This is a genomic window from Cellulomonas sp. NPDC055163 (assembly GCF_053607065.1).
In genome coordinates this window covers 157343-177145 of sequence record NZ_JBSGSU010000006.1, presented here as the reverse complement: position 1 = coordinate 177145, position 19803 = coordinate 157343, and the positions used below count along the sequence as shown (strand labels likewise).

Here is a 19803-nt window from a genome sequence, read left to right as displayed (position 1 = left end):
TGGAGGGGACGGGGTTCCGTGTGGGGTAGGGTCCTGTCCTTCTGTAGAGCGAACCACACCCCCTTCCCGCCCCGGAGCTCCCTTTCCCTTTGTGCGACGTCCCGCTCGGCAGGCGTGGGGTGTCAGACCCAGGACCAGTCGTACGTGCACTCGCCGTAGGTCACTCCCCCGACGGTGACGCGCGAGCCGTCGGTGAACGCGGCGGTCCCGGTGACGACCCGGGGCCCGGTGTTCCGCACGCACACGAGGTTGCGGGTGACCGCGACCTCGCCGAGGTCGACGCTGTGCGGGTTGTCGCGCAGGACGAGCGACCCGCCGATCGTCGTCCGGCACTGCTCGCGACCCTCGAGGCCGATGCGCGCGTAGTCGGACAGCGCCGTGACGGTGAGGTCACCGGCGACGGAGGTGCGGCACACGATCGCGTCCCGGGAGCCGACGGCCGTCAGGTCCGCGAACGTCGAGCCGTGCGTGAGCAACCGGCCGTCCCGGGCGGTCACCGGCCCCAGGAAGGCGCTGTGCTGGAGGCGGTGCATCTCGGTCGCGGTGACGTCGTACGTGCCGGTGACCTGCGCGCCCCCGGCGGTCGTGACCTCGCGGCCGAGCCCGCGGACGTCGCCCACGGTGCTCCGCACGTCGATGCGGAGGGTCGCGGTGTCGGCCGCCTCCAGCCGGACGGTGCCGAACACGGTCGTCCCGTAGAGCCCTGCCGCACCGGCCACCCGGACGTCGCCGTCGACGACCGTCCGGCTCAGGTCGACGGCCTGCCCCGCGGGGACGATCACGTCCCCGGAGACGGACGAGTGGATGATCGTGCACCCGCCCTCGTCGACGAGGACGTCGCCGACCACGTCGACGTTGGCGACGACGTACTCCCGCTGGTTCCACAGCTCGCTGCACAGCGTCACCGGCTGCCCGGCCTCCGCCGCCGCCGGGACGGCGAGCACGCCGGCCCCCAGCACACCCAGGATCCCGAGCGCCGCCGCCCCGATCCCCCGGACCCCCCACTGCATGCCACTTCCCACGGTTCCCCCTTGAGCCGAGTCGAGCGCCCAGCGTCACCACCGCGCACCGGATCCGGTAGACCACCGCCGGGAATGCCCCGGTAATTTCATCCACCGCCGCGGGCCCGCCGCGGGCCCGCCGCCGACCGGACGGGCGGTGCCGGGAATGCTCCCGGGGGCCCGCCCGTTGTCGCAGACATGCCCCTCTCTGGTGAGTACGCCCCGAGCCCGTCCGACTGGGCCCGCAAGCAGGCCGAGGAGTTCGAGGCCTCCGGCGGGACGAAGGCCAACACGCTGCGCGGCAAGCCGATCATCCTGCTGACCTCGGTCGGCGCGACGTCGGGCAAGCTGCGCAAGACCCCGCTCATGCGGGTCGAGCACGAGGGCGAGTACGCCGTCGTCGCGTCGAAGGGCGGCGCCCCCGAGCACCCCGTCTGGTACCACAACCTGGTCACGAACCCGCACGTCGAGCTGCAGGACGGCCCGGTCCGGCGCGACTACCTCGCCCACGTGGCCACGGGCGACGAGCGCGCGGCGTGGTGGGAGCGGTCGGTCGCCGCGTGGCCCGACTACGCCGAGTACCAGACGAAGACCGACCGGGAGATCCCCGTCTTCGTCCTCACCCCGATCGAGGACTGAGCACCGACCGCACCCGACGCCTCGCACCCGCCCGGTGCGGGGCGTCGGTCGTCCGCGGCCGGGTCCGCGGGCAGGGGCACCGGCCGCCGCTCCGGGTGCGGGCTCCGCACGGCCGTCGGACGATGGCACGCATGACCGACGACGACCTCCGTGATGCGCCCGACACCGACCACCGCGTGCCCGACGGCGCGAGCGACGCCCTCGTCGAGGCCGTCGGCGGTGTGACCGCCGCGCTCGAGGTGACCGAGCACGCGCGCGGCATGCTGTACGCGTTCCACCGGCTCACCGGCCGCGCCGACATCGAGCTCGCCGAGGCGCTCGACAAGCTCGCCGCCGCCGGGGAGCCCGAGCTGGCCGACGAGATCCGCGCGGACCTCGTCGGGCGCAACGTGCTGAACGGGCGCTGGACGTTCCAGGTCGTCGAGGACTACGACGAGGGCTACTGGTCGACGTTCCGGCACTGGGAGCGCGAGGTCCGCGACCGCCTGATGGACGGCCGCCGCCACGTCTACGAGGCGCAGATGAAGGAGTCGAACCGTACGCACGGCCGCGAGGGCCACGAGGCCCGCCCGGTCGAGACGACGACGGGCTGACGGGCTCCGGCTGCGCTCGCCGGGCGGAGCGCTCGCCCACCGGGCACGCCACGCCTCCGCGCACGCCGCCCGCGGCGCTGCCCCGCAGGGACTCCGGCGCGCGGCGCCGCGGTTCGTCGCGGGTGAGATCGGTGCGCCGACCGGGTGACGCGAGGCGCCCTCCGGCGTCCGGCCGGTGCAGCGGGCCGTTAGCGTGCGCCTCGGATCGAGGGGGTACCGATGACCGGCACGACGCCGTCGCGCACGACAGCTCTGGTCGCGGCGCTCGCGATGACGGTCGGGGTCTCTCTCGCCGGGTGCGCGTCGCTCGCGCCGCCGCAGGGCCCGGGTGCGGCGGAGACCGTCGCGCCGCCCGCGTCGCCCGCCGCGGCGAGACAGCCGGACGCCCCCGCGCCGTCCCCGGCGACCGACACGACGACCGACACCGTGACCGAGGCCGCGGCCGGTGACGGGACCATCGCTCTCGCCGTGACGGAGGTGCACGCGCCCGCCGTCGGCATGTCGCTGTACGAGATGGTCGAGGACAGCGTGGAGCCCTGGACGCAGAACGCCTGGTCGCTCGACGGCAAGTTCGAGCAGGCGGCCCTGAGCTGGTCGGAGGGCGAGCCGATCCGGGTGCTCGCGACGACCGCGGAGGTCGCGACGCTCCTCGAGGGGCTCGACGGTGACGCGTGGCTCGCCGGCTACGGCGACGAGGCGGAGGCCGAGCCATACGTCGCCGCCGCCGCGGACCTGCGGGCCCAGCTCGGCGTCGAGCAGGCCGCCGAGGTCGCACGGTGCGCCGACGAGATGCGCGCGGCGAGCGAGCTCTCCTAGCGGTCGGACGCGGCGACCGCAGCGGCGCCCCGCCTCCGCCGGGCGTGCACCGCGTACAGCCCGAGCAGCACGAGGCACAGTACCGCCGTCGACGCGAGCTGCACGCGGGCCTCCGCGTCCGAGAGCATCAGCCCGACGAACCCCGCGAGAAGCCCGAGGGTCGCCCACGACAGGTACGGGAAGCCCCACATCCGCACCCCGAGCCGCCCGTCGGCCTCGAGCCGGCGGCGCAGGCGCAGCTGCGAGACCGCGATGAGCACCCACAGCACGACGAGCGAGGACCCCACCGCGCCGAGCAGCAGCCCCAGCAGGCCCGCGGGCAGCGCCCAGTTGAGGACGATGCTGACGAGCGCGCACGCCACGGAGAGCCCGACCGCGGACCACGGCACACCCTGGCGCGAGACCCGCAGGAGCCCGCCCGGGCCGTCGCCGCGCTGCGCGAGCGAGAACGCCATGCGTGAGGTGCCGTAGACGTTGGCGTTGAACGCCGAGAGCAGCGCGACCACGACGACGACCTCCATGATCCGCCCGAGCCCGGGGACGCCCACGAGGTCGAGCACCGCGACGAACGGGCCGCCGAGCCCGTCGCCGGACTCGCCCTCGCCGGCCCGGAGCGCGGGCGAGTCCCACGGCAGCACCAGGACCATGACCGCGACCGAGCCGACGTAGAACAGCAGGATCCGCCACACGATGCTGCGGGCCGCGGTGGCGATCGAACGCTGCGGGTCGTCGGACTCGGCGGCGGCGATCGTGATGATCTCGATGCCGCCGAACGCGAAGAGCACCACGAGCAGCCCGGACGCGACGCCCGCGACGCCGTGCGGCGCGAAGCCGCCGTTGCCGAGCAGGTTGCTCGTGCCGACCGGGTCGGTGCCGGGCAGCAGCCCGAGCGCGAGCAGGGTCCCCACGACGAGGAAGACCACGATCACGCCGACCTTGAGCGCCGCGAACCAGAACTCGAACTCCCCGAAGCTCCGGACGCCGACGAGGTTGACGACGGCGAACCCCGCGACGAGCACGAGCGCGACGAGCCACTGCGGCAGGGCGGGCGCCCAGCCGTGGACGATCCCCGACGCCGCCGTGATCTCGACGCCCAGCACCATGACGAGCGTCGCCCAGTACAGCCAGCCCATCACGAACCCGGCCCACCGCCCGATGCCGACCTCGGCGTACGTCGAGAACGAGCCGCTCGACGGGATCGCGGCGGCCATCTCGGCGAGCATCCGCATGACGAGCACGACGAGCAGACCCGCGACCGCGTACGACACGAGGATCGCGGGCCCGGCGATCGCGATGCCCGCACCGGTCCCGACGAACAGGCCGGCGCCGATCGCGGAGCCGAGCCCCATCATCGTGAGGTGCCGGACCCGCAGGCCCGTCCCGAGGTGCTCGGCGGCGGGGGCGGTGGCGCTCGTCGGGGCGGTCTCGTTCACCGCACGAGGCTAACGACGCCACGCGGCACCCGCCCGGGACGGGCGTCCCTGCGGCTCCGACGTCCCGCTACGTTGAGCGGATGACCTCCACCGCCGAGAAGGCCCGCGAGCTCCAGCGCCTCCACACCGACCCGGAGCTCCTGCTCCTCGTGAACGTCTGGGACGTCATCACGGCACGCGTCGTCGCCGACGTCCCCGGCACGCGGGCGCTCGCCACCGCGAGCCACTCGATCGCCGCCGCGTACGGGTTCGAGGACGGCGAGCGGATCCCGCGCGACCTCATGATCGAGGCGGTCGGGCGCATCGCGGGCGCGGTGGAGCTCCCCGTCACCGCCGACCTCGAGGCCGGGTACGGCGACCCGGGCGGCACGGTCGCGCGCGCGATCGACGTCGGGGTCGTCGGCGCCAACCTCGAGGACCAGATGAAGCCGCTGCCGGACGCGGTCCGCGCCGTGGAGGCCGCCGTCGCTGCCGGCGAGCGGGCCGGCGTGCCGTTCGTGCTGAACGCGCGCACCGACGCGTTCCTGCGCGCGGGCGACCAGGAGCCGGAGACGGTGCTGAGCGCGGCGGTCGAGCGCGGGCGGGCCTACCTCGACGCGGGCGCGTCGACCGTGTTCGTCCCCGGGCTGCTCGACGAGCCGACCGTGACCCGGCTCGTCGAGGCGCTCGGCGAGCGCAAGGTCAACGTCATCGCCGTGCCCGGGTCGCTCCCCCTGGACGTGCTGCAGCGCCTCGGCGTCGCGCGCGTCTCCTACGGGCCGTGGAGTCAGAACGTCGCCCTGACCGCGCTCGCGGACCTCACGACCGCGGTGCACGGCGGCGGCGCGCTGCCTGCGGGGACGCGCAAGCTCAACTGACGAGCCGGTGCCGGACCGCGTCAGAGCACCTTCCGGAGGTACGCAGCCGACTCCTCGTACCCGAGCCCCGCGTAGAACGCGCCGGCCCGTCGCGTCGCGAGCGCCACGACGACCGCGCCGCGGCGGGCCGCCCACGCCTCGACGTCCGCCATGAGGGCCGACCCGATCCCGCGACCGCGGCGGGACCGGTCGACGCACAGCTCCTCGACCCAGACCGCGGGGCCGTTGGCGTGCAGGGTCGTGTGCGTGGCGGCGAGGCAGTAGCCGACGACGTGACCCGTCACCTCGGCCACGGTGAGCCGCCCGCGCGCGCCGCCCGCTGCCGTCGCGGCGAGCAGGTCCGCGAAACCCTCGGCCACCCGGTCCGCGTCGGGCGCGAACGAGGTGGCGAGCTCGTGCACGAGCGCGGTCACCGCCGCGAGGTCACGGGCCTCGGCGAGGCGGACCACAGCGGGTTCGGCGCCGCGCACGGGCTCGGCGGTGCGCCGGTCGTCAGGGAGACGACCGTCGGCGGCGGGCCTCACGTCGGGATCCCCTCGACGGTCGAGGCCCCGCCGGGCGATCCCGCGTCGCGCACGGGGTGCCGGTCACGCGCGAGCTCGGGACGACGCGCGATCGCGTCCACGCGGCGCAGCGCCGCCGGTATCCGGTGCGGACCCGCCATCGCGGAGACCAGCGCGGCTGCGAGCTCCGCCGGCATCCCCGCGGCCGTCACGTACAACGGCCGGGCCGCGGTCCCGCGCGGCACCTCGATCGCGTGCGACGCGGCGCGGAACCGGGTCTTGGCGACCCCGACGACCGGGACCCCGAGCTCGGCGTGCACGTGCGCACCGAGGCCCGGGCGACCCTCGGGGTCGAGGTCGGCGTACCCGTCGACGACGAGCAGGTCGAGCGCGTCGACACCCCCGAGCACCGCCCGGAGCGCGGGCAGCTCGCGCTCGAAGAACGCACCCGGCTCGTAGGGGGCGACGTGCTCGACGAACGCGACGTGCTCGGACAGCACCGTCGAGAGCTCGGGGTCCTCTGCCACGACGAGCGCGGCGACCGCCCCGCCGGCGTCGGGGTAGTGCACGTCGCACACGCCGTACCGCCCGAGGCGCGCACCAGGGTCGAGGGTCATCACGGCCTCCCACCGGTTCGATCCCACCGAGGGTAAGGGAGACGCGCCGCGTGCCCGCGGTGGTGACCGCCGGCCCGCGGACCCGCGGTGCGTCGTCAGCCGGTGCGCGTCGGGCGCCGGACGAGCTCGCCGCCGCAGTTGGGGCACACCCCCGCGAGCTCCTCGGCGCACGCGCGGCAGAACGTGCACTCGAAGCTGCAGACCGTCGCCTCGCGGGAGTCGGCCGCCAGCCCCGCCCCGCAGCGCTCGCACGCCGGTCGCATCTCCATGCCCGCGTCCACCTCCAGCCCGACCTCGGCACCCAGCGCGCCGCGGCGCCTCAGCCTGGTCGCGGCGCACGTCCCTGACCAGCAGCAGCACGGCCACGGACCGTCGACCCTCCGCCGACGCCGGCTCGGCCGCAGGAGCAGGCGCGCGACTGCGGGCACGGCCCCGCCCGGCGGCCCTGGAGGCGCGTCAGCGCCGGTGCGCCGCGACGTTCAGCACGTTCCCGTCGGGTGCCCGCACGAAGAACCGCCGCACCCCCCACGCCTCGGTCGTGAGCGGGTGCACGATCTCGTACCCCCGCGCCCGCGCGTCGTCGTACGCCGCCTCGACGTCGTCCACGAGCACCGACGCGACCGCGTCCTCCGGCGCCGCCGCGTCGCGCGTCACGACCTGGACCTCCGCTCCGGCGGTCGAGCCCTCCCCGGGCGCGACGTACCGGGTGACCCACCCCAGCCCCAGGTCCTCGTGGCTGAGTCCCAGGAAGCCGGCGTAGAAGTCTGCGGTCGCACCGACGTCGGGCACGTGGAGGTTGGGGATGATGCGGTGCACGCGCACGGGTCCTCCTCGAAGGATCGGGGCCGGGCCCGGCGGTGCACCGGGCCCGGCCGTCGGTCAGTCGTCGCGGTCCCAGGGGGCCGTCTCGTCGAGCTTCGCGTAGTACTTCGCGAGGTGGCTCTTCACACGGTCGACGTCCTTGGCCGGGAGGTCGACGCCGCCGCGCGAGCCCTGCATCACGGCCGCCGCGGCGAACACCCCGCGCGGGACCGCGACGAGCCTCCCGCCGACGACGTCCGCGACGAGCAGCTTGTACGAGCCGAAGTTCTCCTTCGCGTCGGCGTCGTACCAGACGTGCGCGTCGCGGTACCGCTCGTTGGGCTCGTCGTCGGCCTTCGCCCACGCGCGCACCCGCTTCTCGGCCGCGGCACCGTCCCACTCCCGGTCGCGGTCGGCGAGGGGCAGGTCCCCGAACGCGGTGACGGCCACGGGTCAGCCCTCCGACGGCGCCGCGGCGCGCAGGCGGTCGAGCAGCGGCCCGGCGGCGGTGTCGAGGAACTCCTGCTGCTTCTCGTCGCCCACCTGCACGAGCGCGATGTCGGTGAAGCCGGCCTCCCAGTACGCGGAGACGGCCTCGACGATCTTGTCGAGGTCCGGGCCGCAGGGGATCTGCTCGGCGACGTCGTCGGGCCGCACGAACTGGCTCGCGGCGTCGAACGCCTCGGTGGTCGGGAGGTCGGCGTTGACCTTCCAGCCGCCCGCGAACCAGCGGAACTGCTGGTGCGCGCGCGTCACGGCGGCGTCCTCGTCGGTGTCCCAGCTGATCGGGATCTGCCCGATCTTGCGCGGCTTCGGCTCGCCCGGCTCGACAGGGCCGTGCGCCTCGTCCCACGCGTCGAACGCCTCGGCGTCGGGCTCGACGGCGATGAGGTGGTCGGCGAGCGGCGCGAACCGCGAGATCGACTGCGCGCCCGAGATCGCGATGCCGATCTCCACGGGCCGCTCGGGCAGGTCCCAGATCTTCGCGGAATCGACCCGGAAGTGGTCGCCCTCGTACGTCAGGCGCTCGCCCGCGAGGAGCTCACGGATGATCTCGACGGCCTCCTCGAGCATGTCGTGGCGCTCCCCGACCGCGGGCCAGCGCGCACCGGCGACGTGCTCGTTCAGGTTCTCGCCCGCACCGAGGCCGAGCGTGAACCGCTCGTCGGAGAGCACCGCGAGCGTCGCGGCCTTCTGCGCGACGACCGCGGGGTGGTACCGGACGGTCGGGCACGTCACGTACGTCATGAGGTCGACGGTCTCGGTCGCCTGCGCGACGGCCCCGAGGAGCGTCCACGCGTACGACGCGTGACCCTGCTCGTCGAGCCACGGGAAGTAGTGGTCGCTCGACACCTCGAAGTCGAAACCGAGGCGCTCCGCCGCGACGGCGTAGCGCACGAGCTCCTTGGGGCCGGCCTGCTCGGTCATGAGGGTGTACCCGAATCGCGTCATGCGTCCCACCGTCGCACCGGCCCCGGAGGGTCGCATCCGGTGCTGCCGCCCACCGGGCCCGCAGCCGGGTGAGCCACCGCGTCGTGCCCCGCGTACCGCCGGTCAGGCCGCCCACACCGGCGCGACGACCCGCACCGGCTCCCCGGTCAGCGCCGACTTCTCGATCGCGAGCCCGATGCGGTGGTCGTGGCTGCCGTCGGCGAGCGGGTACGGCGCCGGGCCCTCGCCGCGCACCCAGCCGGCCGACCCCGCGAGCAGCCCGGCGACGGCGAGGTCGTCGTCGGCCAGGCGCGCCCCGACGAACGGGTTCCGGTAGAGCACCTCGCCGTCGAGGCTCACGTGGTCGAGGTCGAAGCCGTCCATGTCCTGCTCGACCCCGTACTGGCGGCGCACGAGCCGCGACTCGACGGCCGTGCGCGGGTCCGCCCAGCGGACGAGCCGGTCGTCGACGAGCTCACCCGCCGAGCCGCGCAGCACGAGGCGGTTCGCGCGCAGCGGGTTGTGCCACTGGTTGTCGGTGAAGTCGTAGAGCGCGCTGCCGTGCTCGCCGAAGTCGAGCGTCGCGAGGACGGTACGGGCGTCGCGCGGCTCGGTCGCGCCCGTCCAGCCGGTGCGGTTCACCGGGTCGAGCAGCGGAGCCGTGAACGACTGCGCGCGCACGGTCACGTCCGCGAGCCCGGTGCCGAGCAGGTACCGGACGAGCCCCGCCGCGTGGTGGCGGTGCGTCGAGGAGACCTGCACCGACGTGACCTCCCCGAGCAGCCCGCGCCGCGCCAGCCCGGCGCGCGCGACGTGCATCGGCAGGAACGGGCTGTGCTCGGCGACCTGCACCAGGCCCGAGGCCCCGACGTCACGCCACAGGGCGTCGAGCGCCTCGGCGTCCGGCGCGGGCGGCGTCTCGGTGAGCACCGGGACGCCCGCGGCCACGAGCTCGCGGACCACTCCCGGGGTGACGTCCCACGGCGTGCTGACGACCACCAGGTCGGGGCGCGCACCGGCGTCCCCGCGCACGAGCCCCGCGACCGTGCGGACCGTCGGCACGCCCCAGTCCCGCTCGACCTCGGCGCCCCGCTCGGCGGTCCGGGTCACGACCCCCGCGACCGCGAAGTGCTCCGGCACCTGGCGGGCGATACGCGCGAAGAACTCCGCCCGCCAGCCGCTGCCGACGACGCCGAACCGGAGCGGGACCACCTGCGCACCCATGCGACGACGCTAGCCCGGAGGCGCACGCCCGGCCCGACGCGGCACACGCGACGGCCCGACCCGGCGCACGCTCGACGCAGGCGCACGCCCGACGCGCCGCCGAGCGCGTCAGACGAAGATGCAGAACGGGTGCCCGGCCGGGTCGGCGTACACGCGCAGCGGCTCGTCCGGGTCGTCGCGGCGGTCGAGCAGCAGGCGCCCGCCGAGCACGGTCACGCGCTCGTGCTGCGCGTCGAGCTCCTCGGGCGTCTCGACGGTCATGTCGAGGTGGAGCTGCTGCGGGCGCGGCCCCTCGGGCCACGTCGCCTCGGGGAGCTCGTCGACCTGCTGGAACGCGAGATCGATGCCCTCCTCGTTCCGCAGCACCAGCCAGTCCGCGGCGTCGGGCTCGCCGAGGGGCGGCGGCTCGTCACCGGGCCGGTACGCCCAGCCCAGCAGCTCGCGGTAGAACTCCGCGAGCCGGCGGACGTCGGTGGTGTCCAGGACGACCTGACGGACCCTCGGCCTGCTCTCGGCCACGCTCATGCGGCACCTCCTCCGGGCCCATCGTGGCCGCGGCGCGCGGGGCGTGCATCCCGTGCGCCGAGCCGCGGCGCGCAGGGCGTGCATCCCAGGCGCCGAGCCGCCCCGGCGGGGAGCAGGCGGGCGCACCAGGACGCCCCCGGGATGCCCGTCGGCCGCAGGCGAGGGCGTGCGCGGACGGACGAGGCGTCGGGACGGGGAGCGGGACCCCCGGACGCACGTCGGGCGGGCACCCAGCGGCGCCCGCCCGACCTCGACCGCGTCAGTGCGTCGGCCCGACCCGGTTCAGCGCGTGGGCTCGACCGCCGCGCGCAGGCCGTCGACGAGCGACGTCGTCGGGCGACCCGTCAGCCGGGACAGGTCCCCGGTGACGTCGGCGAGAGCTCCCTCGCGGATGTTGCCGTCGAGCGCGACGACGAAGCCCGCGGTTCCCTCGTCGAGGCCCGCCGTCGTGAGGACCGCGAGGTGCTCCTCGGGGCTGACGGGCCGGTAGACGACCTCGCGCCCGAGCACCTCGCCGATCGCGGCAGCGAGCTCGTGGTGGGTCCAGGCGGTGTCGCCGCCGAGCTCGTAGACCGTGCCGTCGTGCCCGGGGGTCGTGAGCACGACGGCGGCCGCGGCGGCGAAGTCGGCGCGGGTGGCGCTCGCGACCCGGCCCTCCCCGGCGCTCCCGACGACCTCACCGGTCGCGCGTGCCTGCTCGAGCGTGGCGACGTAGTTCTCGGTGTACCAGTTGTTGCGCAGGACCGTGGTCGTCAGGCCGGACGCCGCGAGCAGCTCCTCGGTCGCCTTGTGCTCGGGCGCGAGGACCAGGTCGCTCGTGGTCGCGCGCGGCGCGCTCGTGTAGACGAGGCGCCCGACGCCGGCGGCCTTCGCGGCCTCGATCGCGTTGCCGTGCTGCGTGACGCGCTGCCCGACCTCGTTGCCGGAGATCAGCAGGACCGTGTCGGCACCCTCGAACGCGGCCCGCAGCGACTCGGGGTCGGCGTAGTCGGACGCGACGACCCGCACGCCCTGCGCCGCGAGGTCCGCGAGCGCCTCGACGCGCCGCCCGGTCGCCACGACGTCCGCCGCGGGCACCCCGCGGGCGAGCAGCTCGGCGACGACGAGACGGCCGAGGTGGCCGGTTGCTGCGGTGACGACGACGGACATGGGTGCTCCTCCGGGTGGTGCGCGAGGCCGCGGGCGCGGCACTCGCACAACGGCGCAGGTCGCACCGTGCTTCCCGAATTCCAGATGAACCTTCAACTTTCCCGGTCGACGGGTGCGGCTCAGCTGCGCGGCTTGCCTGCGCAGACGACCCCGACGCACTGCGGGTACCTGCCGTTGGCCCACGCCCGGTTCTCCCCGCCGTCGGTCACGCCCGGTGCGTAGATCCCCCAGCCGGTGTTGTGGTGGGCGACGTTGCCCCAGACCTCGGTGCCGGCTCCGGCGGTGACGACGGCGTCGCCGTTCTCGGTGAACGTGTTCCCGTGCAGTCGCACCGTGGCCTCCGACCCCGCGGGAGGACCGGTCGAGGTGAAGGCGACGCGGTTGCGCTCGAACGTGTTGTCAAAGACGAACCCGCTGCCCGCGCCGAGGTCGATCGCGACGTCGTTGTCGACGACGTGGTTCCCGCCGACCGCCACGTCCGCGGCGGTCGGGACGACCACGGCGTCGCTCCCGCTGATCTCGTTGGTGATCAGGCTCGCGAAGCCCCCGACGTCGCCGCCCGCGAGGACCACCCGGTTGCCGACGAGCTCGCTGCTCGCGAGGGTCAGCGCGGAGCCGCCGAGGTCGGCGACCACCACGTCGTTGCTCTCGAAGCGGGACGCGTCGAGGTGGAGCACAGTCCCCTGGGCCCGCACCACGGTCGTGTTGCGCGCGAACTCGGAGGTGAAGACCATCACGCCCGGTCCGCTGCTGCCCCCGAGCACGAGCCCGTTGTCCTCGAACCGTGACTCGACGAAGGTCACGTCACCGTTGCGGCCGAAGATCGTGTCGAGAGTCAGGTCCATGACGAGGTCGTTCCCGGCGAACGTCAGGTCGGCGAACCAGAAGCGCCCACCGAAGTTCTGCGGGGCCGGCGGCGTGGTGAGGGCGAGGGCCGTGGACCAGTCCTCCACGCGGCCGTTGACGACGCTCTGCGTGGAGTGCACGGTCACGGTGATCGCCGTGCCGCTGCCCTCGCCCCGGAGCGTGTGCCCCTGCAGGTCGAGGGTCACGTCGCCGACCAGGGTGAGCCCCGCGGCGCACGACGTGTCGGCGGCGAGGTAGGCGTCGGTCGTGACGACGTCCCCGCACGTCACGGCCACGGGTTCGGCCGCAGCCGGTGCGGCGAGCAGGACGGAGCCACCCGCGAGAGCGGCGGCGGCGCAGACGGCTGCGACGGACGGACGAGACCTCATGGGACCGACCCCCTCGCGGACCGCGGGCGGGCGCCGGGACCGCTCGTCCAGTGCACCGGGCCCGTGCGGAACCGGACAAGTCGGACCGCGGGTGAACCCGCTGCCTGAAGGTGCAGGGGACGCGCGTGCCGCGTGCCAGGCTGGCGTCGTGACCGAGCAGCCCACCCCCACGCCCGAGCAGCCGCAGCAGCCCGAGCGCGAGATCGCCGAGCTCACGCGCCTGATCCGCGAGTTCGTCGACGAGCGCGGGTGGGCGCCCTTCCAGGACCCCAAGTCCCTCGCCCTGGCGCTCGTCGGCGAGGTCGGCGAGCTCGCCGAGCTGCTGCAGTGGGTCCCGGCCGACGGTGCGGTCGAGCGGTTCACGGACCCGGCCCGCCGGCAGCGCATCGGCGAGGAGCTGTCCGACGTGCTCGTCTACCTGCTGCGGCTCGCGGACGTGCTGGGTGTCGACCTGGGCCCGGCGGCGCGCGACAAGCTCGCGGGCTCGCACCGCCGGTTCGTGGCCGACGAGTGGCGCGGGCGCATCCCCGAGAAGTCCTGACCAGGCCCCGGGCGGGTCACGGCCCGGCGGCGGGGTCCTCGACGGCCGGCCGGCAGTCCAGGGGCTCGCAGCCGCCGTCGCCCCGGTACAGGTGCGCGCTCGACAGGGCGATGACGCGCAGGGTCCCGTCGTCCAGCCCGAGCACCCGCACCGAGCCGTCGTCGTCGTCGCTCGCGTGGAAGGAGAGCGGCCGCTCGTACATCGCCGACTGCGCGCCGTCGAGGGAGACCGTGTACCCGCGCGGCTCGAGTGCGCCGCGGAACGCCTCCCCGAGCGCCTCGACCGTCGCGTCGTCGAGCTCCGCCGGCCCCGCGGAGTCCCAGTGGTCGGGCTTCCAGCGCAGCACGGGCAGACCGTCGACCACCTGCTCCTCGGTGCCGTCGCGCTCGCTCACGAACACGTCGGCGTCCGCGGGGTCCCAGGTCACGCCCGCCGTCTCCGCGACCGCCGCGAGCACCGCGCGCGTCGCGTCGACCTGGCCGGGCAGCACCTCGGCGAGGTCGGGCCGCGCCCGCAGCTCGTCGGCGGTGTAGAGCGGCGTGTGCTCCGGGCGACGGTCGAGGAGGTCGCCCCCGGAGGCGAGGGCCACGCCGACGACCCCGACCACCACGGCCGCGACGACGACGGTGCCGAACGGGCGCAGGCGGCGGTGCGAGGACGTCACACCGGCCATCCTCCCCGCTCACTCCCAGCCGAGCCGCCAGCACAGCTCCCCGGCGCGCCACAGGTTCGCGCTCCGCTGGAGCTCCTGCGGCATGCCGAGCGCGTCGTCGACCCCGTACCGCTCGCGCGCGGCGGCCCACAGGACCGTGCACTCGCACGGCCCGTCGTGCGGCCACTCGGGCACCTGGAGCTCGGGGAGCGCGTAGAGGAACGCGCCCTCGGCGACGACCCGCTCGCCCGCAGCACGCGGCCCGACCACGTGCCCGTAGACCTCGACGACCCCGGGGTGCGCCACGGCGGCGCGCAGCAGCCCCCCGAGGGTCGGGCCGTCGCCCTGCCGGACGGCGAGCTGTGGCTCGTCGAGCAGCGTCAGCAGGTGCGCCGCGACGCCGGCCCCGAGCCCCGCGAACCGCACGACCCCGTCGTCGCCGTTGACCTCGTGGACCGTCCGCGACGAGCCGTACGGGCGGTAGTCGTGGTACGCGTACGGCACGTGCCCGGACGTCGTCCACGGCGCGAGGGCCGTCGCGGCGGCGGCCGTCCACCCCCGCGGCCCGAGCGACCGGCCCGCCCGCCGGCGCACCTCGTGCGACGCGTCGAGCTGCGCCTCCCACCACGCGGCCACGTCGACCGTCTCCACCACCTGCTCCAGCACCCCGGTCACCCCTCCCCCTCGCCTCGGACACCCCCGTGGAGCGGCGTCCCCACCTGCAGATACACCGTGCCCACCCGGTGATACGGCACGTCGGCGCCGTCGCTCCGGGTCCTGCGTCCCACACCACCACACGACCTGCGCCCTCCCGTGCGAACACGTCCTCCCGAATCCTTCAGGTGCCTCACCCGGCTCCCGATAAGGACCCCGCAGGGCACCGTCAGGTCCTGCGACCGCTGGGGGAAGGCACACACGTGAACCGTCGCTACCACCGCCCGCCGACCTGGCCGCCGGCACCCGAGGGCTGGACGCCGCCGAAGGGCTGGATCCCGGACCCGGGCTGGCCGCGCGCGCCCCGCGGGTGGGTCTTCTGGACCGACGAGCCCGAGGTCGAGGTGCCCAACACGATCGAGGGCTTCTTCCTGATCCCGACGCAGCGTCGCGCGGTCGAGGAGTGGGCCTGGCAGGACGTCCGCTCGCGCGTCTGACGCCGCCCGACGACGAACCACAGCACCGAGGCACCCCCGGGACCCACGTCCCGGGGGTGTCTTGCGTCGGTGGCTAGCCTGGTCGCAGGTGCACCTCCGACCCGGGGAGCTCGCATGGGCACGGCGACGACGCCGAGGATCCGCAACGTGGTGCTGCTCGGCCACAGCGGCGCAGGGAAGACGACGCTCGCCGAGGCGCTGCTGCACCGGGCCGGGGCGATCCCCCGGCCGGGCCGCGTCGAGGACGGGTCGACGGTGTGCGACCACGAGCCCGAGGAGGTCCGGCGGGGCATCTCGCTGTCCCTCGCCGTCGCGCCCTTCGAGTGGACGGCGCCCGACGGGCACACCTACAAGGTCAACCTGCTCGACACCCCCGGGTACGCCGACTTCGTGGGCGCCGTCGACGCGGGCGTCCAGGTCGCCGACCTCGCGGTGATCGTGGTCAGCGCCGTCGACGGGGTCGAGGTCGGCACCGAGCACGCGTGGCAGCGCTGCGCCGCCGCGGGGCTCCCGCGCCTGGTCTTCGTGTCCAAGGAGGACCGCCCGCGCGCCGACTTCCACCGCGTCCTCGACCAGCTCCGGGGCACCTTCGGTGCGGGGATCGTGCCGCTCGAGCTCCCGCTCGGCGAGGAGGACGCGTTCCACGGCGTCGCTGACGTGCTCTCCGACGAGGGCCACGCGTACGACCCGGACGGGCGGCGCCACGCGTGCCCGGTGCCCGAGGACGTCGCCGCCGAGGAGCACCGCCTGCACGACGAGGTCGCCGAGGAGATCGTCAGCGGCGACGACGAGCAGCTCGAGCGCTACCTCGCCGGAGAGGTGCCGACCGGCGAGGAGCTGGGCCGCACGCTCGCGCACGAGGTCCTCGACGGGCTCGAGGTCCCCGTGCTCGTCGGGTCGGGGGTCACGGGCGTCGCGGTCGACCGCCTCGCCGACTACCTGTGCACGCTCGGCCCGTCGCCCGCGGACCGGCCGCGCACCGTCCACGTCGGCAGCACCGAGGTCACGGTCGACGCCGACCCGGCCGGCGACCCGCTCGCGCTCGTGTTCCGGACCCTCGCCGACCCGTTCGTGGGGCAGGTGTCGCTGCTCAAGGTGCTGTCCGGGACGCTGCACGGGGAGGACCACCTCGTGAACACCTCGACGGGCGCCGACGAGCGGCTGCACGGGCTGTTCACGCTGCGCGGCAAGGAGCACGTGCCGGTGACCGAGGTCGTCGCGGGCGACGTCGTCGCGGTCGCGAAGCTCTCCGCGTCCCCGACCGGGACGGCGCTGGGCTCGCGGACCACGCCCGTGCGCGTCCCCGGGCCGCCCGAGCGTCCCGCGCCGTTCGCGCTCGCGCTGCGCCCGCTCACGCAGGCCGACGACGACAAGCTGTCCGGTGCGCTCGCGCGGCTCGTCGCCGAGGACCCGACGCTGCGGGTGGACCGGACCGGCGGCGCGGGCGGCGGGCACGGGCAGACGGTGCTGCGCGGCATCGGCGACACGCACCTCGCCGTCGCGCTCGAGCGGCTCGCCCGCAAGTTCGGCGTGCACGTCGAGCCCGAGGACGTGCGCGTCGGGTACCGGGAGACGATCGCCCGCGAGGTGCGCGTCGAGGGCAAGATCAAGAAGCAGTCCGGCGGGCACGGGCAGTTCGCCGTCGTGCAGCTCACCGTCTCGCCCGGTCCGCGCGGGTCCGGGTTCGCGTTCGTCGACTCGGTCGTCGGCGGCGCGGTCCCGCGCGGGTACCTCCCGGCCGTCGAGCGCGGGCTCACCGAGGCGATGGCCGCGGGCGGCCCGCGGGGCTACCCCGTCGTGGACCTGCGCGTCGAGGTGACCGACGGCAAGTACCACTCGGTCGACTCGTCCGACATGGCGTTCCGCACCGCCGCCGGGCACGGCCTGCGCGAGGCGCTCGCGACCGCCGGGTCCGTCGTGCTCGAGCCCGTCTCGGCCGTCACCGTGACCGTCCCGGCGGCGTCCCAGGGCGACGTGCTCGGGGACCTCTCGGCGCGTCGCGGGCGCATCGTCGCGACGGGCGCTCTCGACGACGGCCGCCACGAGATCCGTGCGCTGGTCCCCGAGGCCGAGCTCGCGCGGTACGTGCTCGAGCTGCGCTCGCTCACGGGCGGGCGGGGGCAGTTCGTCGCGGAGCACGACCACGACGACGTCGTGCCCGCTCACCTCGTCGACCGCCTCGCGGCCGGGGGCGGCGGCTCGCTCGCCCACGTCTCGCGGGCGCGCTGAGGGCCGGCCGCCCGAGCGACGGCGCCGTCGGCGAGGGCCGCGAGCGCGGCGCCGGCCGCGTACGCGACGAGGTCCGGTGCGTCGAACGTCGTGCCGAGCACCCAGCGCGCCGGGTCCCACAGCGCGACGACCGCGGCCGGGAGCCCCGTGAGCTGCGCGACCTCGACCACCGAGCTGAGCGCCCACGCGGCCACCGCGAGCACCCACGGGCGCGCACGGACGGCGACGACCCCGACCAGCGCGTACACGAGCACCGCGTAGAGCGCGTCGCCGACCGGCTCCGCGACGGCGGACGCGACCCCGCCCCCCGCGTCCACGGCGGCCGCCGAGCGCACCGCGAGCCCGGCCGCGACGGTCAGGAACGCAGCGACGGCCAGGGCGGGTCGGCGGCTCACCCGGCCAGCATGGCGACCCCCGGACGCCCGCCGCGGCGGATCCACGGAACCTCCACGAGTCCCCCGTGGACGTGCACCGCACGTGGCAGGCTGCTCCCCTCAGCCCGTCCCGAGGAGCATCGTGAGCGCACAGGACCTGACCGGCATCGAGCGGTTCGCCGTCGAGCAGAAGATCACCATGATGGTGAACCGCTACGTGGTGCGGGCGCTCGGGCCGAACGACGAGCCGGGCCCGGTCCTCGCCGTCGCGCAGCAGAAGCGCATGGCGTTCAAGGAGCAGGTCACCTTCTACACCGACGAGTCGCGCACGACCCCGGTGTTCGGGTTCCAGGCCCGCCAGCGCATGGACCTCGGCGCGACGTACGACGTGACCGACGCGCACGGCATGACGATCGGCTGGTTCCGCAAGGACTTCGGCAGGTCGCTGCTGCGCTCGACGTGGCACCTGGAGTCGCGCGGCGTCACGGCCGTCGGGCAGGAGCGGAACGCGAACATCGCGATCCTGCGGCGCGTGTGGGACGTCATCCCGGTGGTCGGGGACGTGCCGGTGCCGTTCGTCTTCCACTTCGACTTCGCCGACGCGGACGGGCACGTCGTGATGACGTCGGAGCGCCGCCCGTCGCTGCGCGACCGGTACACCGTCACCGTCCCCGGTGCACGGCTCGACGGCCGGGTCGCCGCCGCGATGGCCGTCGCGCTCGACGCGCTGCAGTCGCGCTGACCGCCGCCGCGCCCGCGATTCACCCCGCCGCAGCCGCCGCCGGCCCGCACCGTGCGTCAAGTGCCCCGCCGCCGCGCCGATGAGCACGGTGGGCCCCGAACGGGCCCGACGTCGCGCCGCACGGCCGCCGTCGACAGCAGCGACCCCCGGGCGAGCGGTGACGCCGCGCGGGGGCACGTGAGGGCAGGCAGGGTCCGGTGAGCGGCATGGACGCAGGGCACGACGCGCAGGAGCGGACGGGCCGGCTGGCACGGCGGTTCGACCGCCGCCGGCGGGACGACGGTGTCACGCGCGCCGGCGGCGACGCCACGAGCCGGGCGGTCGACGACGCGCTCGCCGACGCCCTCGCCCGGGCGGACCGGGCCGACGGCACCGCGGGCACCCGCGCCGGCGGCCGCCTCCCCGGCGCCGGACGCACCCGCGCGCGCCTCCCCCGGCTCGACGCCCGGGCCGACCGGACCGTCGACGGGCTCCGCGCGCACGGCTGGACGTCGCTGCACGACCTGCACTGGCCGGGACGCCCCGGCGTGCTGCTCGACGAGGTCGTCATCGGGCCGGGCGGGGTCGTCGTGCTCGACGGCTCCCGGTGGTCCGCCGACCTCACGGTCACCGCGGGGCTGCCGCACCAGGGCGGGCAGGTGCACGACCGCGAGCTGCACGCGCTCGTCGACGCGGTCGCGGCGGTGACCTCGCTCGTCGGCCCCGCGCACCGCAGCGCGGTGACCGCCGTCCTGAGCCCGCCCGGCGCCGCCGGACCCGTGCGCACCTCGGCCGGGCTGCTCGTCGTCGGCCGCGAGCGCCTCGGCGCCCACCTCGCGGGGCTGCCCGCACGCCTCAGCCCGTACGACGTCGCCGACCTCGGCCGCCGCCTGTCCCGCGAGCTCGGCGGACGCGTCGGACCCGACCTGCTGACGACCGCCGCGCTCGACCAGCCCGACCCCGCCGCCGGCCCCGTGCGACCGGGCACCCGCGGGTCCCGCGCCCGGGTCGCCGCCCGCACCGAGACCGTCACCGCACCGACCCGCCAGGGTCTGCGCCGGGCCGTGCGCCGCGCCGACCTCGTCGCGCTCGCGCTGCTCGTCGCCGTCGTCGTGGTGCTCGGCGTCGACCCCGCGTCGCTCGCCACCGCCGGCTCGGCCGTCGGGGACTTCGTCGCGTCGTGGGTCGTCCCGGAGACGCTGCTCCCGGGGTCCGCCGCGCTCCCCGGCGGAGCCGGCCCGGTGACCACCGGCTGAGCCTGCGGGCTCCCGCCCCCACCGCACCTCGACCACCGGCGCCGCCCGGCGGTGC

At 75.6% G+C, this 19803-nt stretch carries 24 protein-coding genes; 9 read left to right on the top strand and 15 right to left on the bottom strand.

Annotated elements, in window-relative coordinates:
• Positions 1-122: 122 nt before the first annotated feature.
• The gene (locus ACWFNE_RS13375; protein ID WP_452122923.1) at positions 123-1010 is read right to left on the bottom strand and encodes a hypothetical protein; all 888 of its coding nucleotides are present in this window, start codon (positions 1008-1010) and stop codon (positions 123-125) included.
• A 189-nt stretch (positions 1011-1199) separates the two neighbouring features.
• On the opposite strand from ACWFNE_RS13375, the gene ACWFNE_RS13370 reads away from it, so the two are divergent.
• From ACWFNE_RS13370 to ACWFNE_RS13360, 3 genes are all read left to right on the top strand, one after another.
• Positions 1200-1640, top strand: a complete 441-nt coding sequence (locus ACWFNE_RS13370) for a nitroreductase family deazaflavin-dependent oxidoreductase (RefSeq protein ID WP_452122922.1) — start codon at positions 1200-1202, stop codon at positions 1638-1640.
• Positions 1641-1771: 131 nt separating this feature from the next.
• On the top strand, positions 1772-2233 hold the full coding sequence (locus ACWFNE_RS13365) for a hypothetical protein (protein WP_452122921.1): 462 nt from the start codon (positions 1772-1774) through the stop codon (positions 2231-2233).
• A gap of 219 nt (positions 2234-2452) precedes the next feature.
• Entirely contained in the window at positions 2453-3049 is a 597-nt protein-coding gene (locus tag ACWFNE_RS13360) for a hypothetical protein (RefSeq protein WP_452122920.1), read from the top strand.
• Here the strand turns inward: ACWFNE_RS13360 and ACWFNE_RS13355 are convergent.
• Positions 3046-4482 carry an amino acid permease gene (locus ACWFNE_RS13355; protein WP_452122919.1) on the bottom strand — a complete coding sequence of 479 codons (1437 nt, stop codon included), beginning with the start codon at positions 4480-4482 and terminating at the stop codon, positions 3046-3048. The genes ACWFNE_RS13360 and ACWFNE_RS13355 overlap by 4 nt on opposite strands.
• An 80-nt stretch (positions 4483-4562) precedes the next feature.
• On the opposite strand from ACWFNE_RS13355, the gene ACWFNE_RS13350 reads away from it, so the two are divergent.
• A complete protein-coding gene (locus ACWFNE_RS13350) occupies positions 4563-5339 on the top strand; it encodes an isocitrate lyase/PEP mutase family protein (protein ID WP_452122918.1) in 777 nt (258 codons plus the stop codon).
• 20 nt (positions 5340-5359) lie between these two features.
• Here the strand turns inward: ACWFNE_RS13350 and ACWFNE_RS13345 are convergent, their stop codons facing one another.
• The 10 genes from ACWFNE_RS13345 to ACWFNE_RS13300 form a co-directional block, all read right to left on the bottom strand.
• Complete coding sequence (locus ACWFNE_RS13345) at positions 5360-5863, bottom strand: GNAT family N-acetyltransferase (RefSeq protein ID WP_452122917.1); 504 nt, start codon at positions 5861-5863, stop codon at positions 5360-5362.
• Positions 5860-6459: an endonuclease V gene (locus ACWFNE_RS13340; protein WP_452122916.1), complete on the bottom strand. Its 600-nt coding sequence runs from the start codon at positions 6457-6459 to the stop codon at positions 5860-5862. The genes ACWFNE_RS13345 and ACWFNE_RS13340 overlap by 4 nt, the downstream gene beginning before the upstream one ends.
• A gap of 95 nt (positions 6460-6554) precedes the next feature.
• Positions 6555-6728 (bottom strand): DUF1272 domain-containing protein, encoded by a 174-nt coding sequence (locus tag ACWFNE_RS13335; protein ID WP_452122915.1) that lies wholly within the window; start codon positions 6726-6728, stop codon positions 6555-6557.
• Positions 6729-6915: 187 nt separating this feature from the next.
• Positions 6916-7281: a VOC family protein gene (locus tag ACWFNE_RS13330; RefSeq protein WP_452122914.1), complete on the bottom strand. Its 366-nt coding sequence runs from the start codon at positions 7279-7281 to the stop codon at positions 6916-6918.
• 57 nt (positions 7282-7338) lie between these two features.
• Positions 7339-7710 carry a hypothetical protein gene (locus ACWFNE_RS13325; RefSeq protein ID WP_412870515.1) on the bottom strand — a complete coding sequence of 124 codons (372 nt, stop codon included), beginning with the start codon at positions 7708-7710 and terminating at the stop codon, positions 7339-7341.
• A 3-nt stretch (positions 7711-7713) separates the two neighbouring features.
• Positions 7714-8712 (bottom strand): TIGR03557 family F420-dependent LLM class oxidoreductase, encoded by a 999-nt coding sequence (locus ACWFNE_RS13320; protein ID WP_452122913.1) that lies wholly within the window; start codon positions 8710-8712, stop codon positions 7714-7716.
• A 102-nt stretch (positions 8713-8814) separates the two neighbouring features.
• A complete protein-coding gene (locus ACWFNE_RS13315) occupies positions 8815-9915 on the bottom strand; it encodes a Gfo/Idh/MocA family protein (protein WP_452122912.1) in 1101 nt (366 codons plus the stop codon).
• A gap of 108 nt (positions 9916-10023) precedes the next feature.
• Positions 10024-10440 (bottom strand): VOC family protein, encoded by a 417-nt coding sequence (locus ACWFNE_RS13310; protein ID WP_452122911.1) that lies wholly within the window; start codon positions 10438-10440, stop codon positions 10024-10026.
• Positions 10441-10722: 282 nt separating this feature from the next.
• The gene (locus tag ACWFNE_RS13305; RefSeq protein ID WP_452122910.1) at positions 10723-11589 is read right to left on the bottom strand and encodes an SDR family oxidoreductase; all 867 of its coding nucleotides are present in this window, start codon (positions 11587-11589) and stop codon (positions 10723-10725) included.
• 119 nt (positions 11590-11708) lie between these two features.
• On the bottom strand, positions 11709-12824 hold the full coding sequence (locus ACWFNE_RS13300) for a hypothetical protein (RefSeq protein ID WP_452122909.1): 1116 nt from the start codon (positions 12822-12824) through the stop codon (positions 11709-11711).
• Between the two features lie 148 nt (positions 12825-12972).
• On the opposite strand from ACWFNE_RS13300, the gene ACWFNE_RS13295 reads away from it, so the two are divergent.
• Positions 12973-13365, top strand: coding sequence for a nucleotide pyrophosphohydrolase (locus tag ACWFNE_RS13295; protein WP_452122908.1), 393 nt, complete (start codon positions 12973-12975; stop codon positions 13363-13365).
• A 16-nt stretch (positions 13366-13381) separates the two neighbouring features.
• Here the strand turns inward: ACWFNE_RS13295 and ACWFNE_RS13290 are convergent, their stop codons facing one another.
• Both ACWFNE_RS13290 and ACWFNE_RS13285 read right to left on the bottom strand, forming a co-directional pair.
• Complete coding sequence (locus ACWFNE_RS13290) at positions 13382-14029, bottom strand: hypothetical protein (protein WP_452122907.1); 648 nt, start codon at positions 14027-14029, stop codon at positions 13382-13384.
• Positions 14030-14047: 18 nt separating this feature from the next.
• A complete protein-coding gene (locus ACWFNE_RS13285) occupies positions 14048-14692 on the bottom strand; it encodes a hypothetical protein (protein ID WP_452122906.1) in 645 nt (214 codons plus the stop codon).
• 242 nt (positions 14693-14934) lie between these two features.
• On the opposite strand from ACWFNE_RS13285, the gene ACWFNE_RS13280 reads away from it, so the two are divergent.
• Positions 14935-15168, top strand: coding sequence for a hypothetical protein (locus ACWFNE_RS13280; protein ID WP_452122905.1), 234 nt, complete (start codon positions 14935-14937; stop codon positions 15166-15168).
• A gap of 114 nt (positions 15169-15282) precedes the next feature.
• Positions 15283-17397 (top strand): elongation factor G, encoded by a 2115-nt coding sequence (locus ACWFNE_RS13275; RefSeq protein ID WP_452122904.1) that lies wholly within the window; start codon positions 15283-15285, stop codon positions 17395-17397.
• On the opposite strand, the gene ACWFNE_RS13270 is transcribed toward ACWFNE_RS13275, so the two are convergent.
• A complete protein-coding gene (locus tag ACWFNE_RS13270; RefSeq protein ID WP_452122903.1) occupies positions 17331-17792 on the bottom strand; it encodes a ribosomal maturation YjgA family protein in 462 nt (153 codons plus the stop codon). The genes ACWFNE_RS13275 and ACWFNE_RS13270 overlap by 67 nt on opposite strands.
• 121 nt (positions 17793-17913) lie before the next feature.
• Here ACWFNE_RS13270 and ACWFNE_RS13265 point away from each other — a divergent pair, with 121 nt between their 5' ends.
• Both ACWFNE_RS13265 and ACWFNE_RS13260 read left to right on the top strand, forming a co-directional pair.
• Positions 17914-18513: a hypothetical protein gene (locus tag ACWFNE_RS13265; protein ID WP_452122902.1), complete on the top strand. Its 600-nt coding sequence runs from the start codon at positions 17914-17916 to the stop codon at positions 18511-18513.
• 206 nt (positions 18514-18719) lie between these two features.
• On the top strand, positions 18720-19748 hold the full coding sequence (locus ACWFNE_RS13260) for a hypothetical protein (protein WP_452122901.1): 1029 nt from the start codon (positions 18720-18722) through the stop codon (positions 19746-19748).
• The last annotated feature ends 55 nt before the right edge of the window (positions 19749-19803 follow it).

Excerpts from the sequence above, each read along its gene's own strand:
- ACWFNE_RS13260 (WP_452122901.1), top strand. The coding sequence starts at position 18,720 with ATGGACGCAGGGCACGACGCGCAGGAGCGGACGGGCCGGCTGGCACGG.
- ACWFNE_RS13360 (WP_452122920.1), top strand. The coding sequence starts at position 2,453 with ATGACCGGCACGACGCCGTCGCGCACGACAGCTCTGGTCGCGGCGCTC.
- ACWFNE_RS13320 (WP_452122913.1), bottom strand. The coding sequence starts at position 8,712 with ATGACGCGATTCGGGTACACCCTCATGACCGAGCAGGCCGGCCCCAAG.
- ACWFNE_RS13350 (WP_452122918.1), top strand. The coding sequence starts at position 4,563 with ATGACCTCCACCGCCGAGAAGGCCCGCGAGCTCCAGCGCCTCCACACC.
- ACWFNE_RS13370 (WP_452122922.1), top strand. The coding sequence starts at position 1,200 with ATGCCCCTCTCTGGTGAGTACGCCCCGAGCCCGTCCGACTGGGCCCGC.
- ACWFNE_RS13335 (WP_452122915.1), bottom strand. The coding sequence starts at position 6,728 with ATGGAGATGCGACCGGCGTGCGAGCGCTGCGGGGCGGGGCTGGCGGCC.
- ACWFNE_RS13310 (WP_452122911.1), bottom strand. The coding sequence starts at position 10,440 with ATGAGCGTGGCCGAGAGCAGGCCGAGGGTCCGTCAGGTCGTCCTGGAC.
- ACWFNE_RS13375 (WP_452122923.1), bottom strand. The coding sequence starts at position 1,010 with ATGCAGTGGGGGGTCCGGGGGATCGGGGCGGCGGCGCTCGGGATCCTG.
- ACWFNE_RS13340 (WP_452122916.1), bottom strand. The coding sequence starts at position 6,459 with ATGACCCTCGACCCTGGTGCGCGCCTCGGGCGGTACGGCGTGTGCGAC.
- ACWFNE_RS13275 (WP_452122904.1), top strand. The coding sequence starts at position 15,283 with ATGGGCACGGCGACGACGCCGAGGATCCGCAACGTGGTGCTGCTCGGC.
- ACWFNE_RS13305 (WP_452122910.1), bottom strand. The coding sequence starts at position 11,589 with ATGTCCGTCGTCGTCACCGCAGCAACCGGCCACCTCGGCCGTCTCGTC.
- ACWFNE_RS13365 (WP_452122921.1), top strand. The coding sequence starts at position 1,772 with ATGACCGACGACGACCTCCGTGATGCGCCCGACACCGACCACCGCGTG.
- ACWFNE_RS13315 (WP_452122912.1), bottom strand. The coding sequence starts at position 9,915 with ATGGGTGCGCAGGTGGTCCCGCTCCGGTTCGGCGTCGTCGGCAGCGGC.
- ACWFNE_RS13300 (WP_452122909.1), bottom strand. The coding sequence starts at position 12,824 with ATGAGGTCTCGTCCGTCCGTCGCAGCCGTCTGCGCCGCCGCCGCTCTC.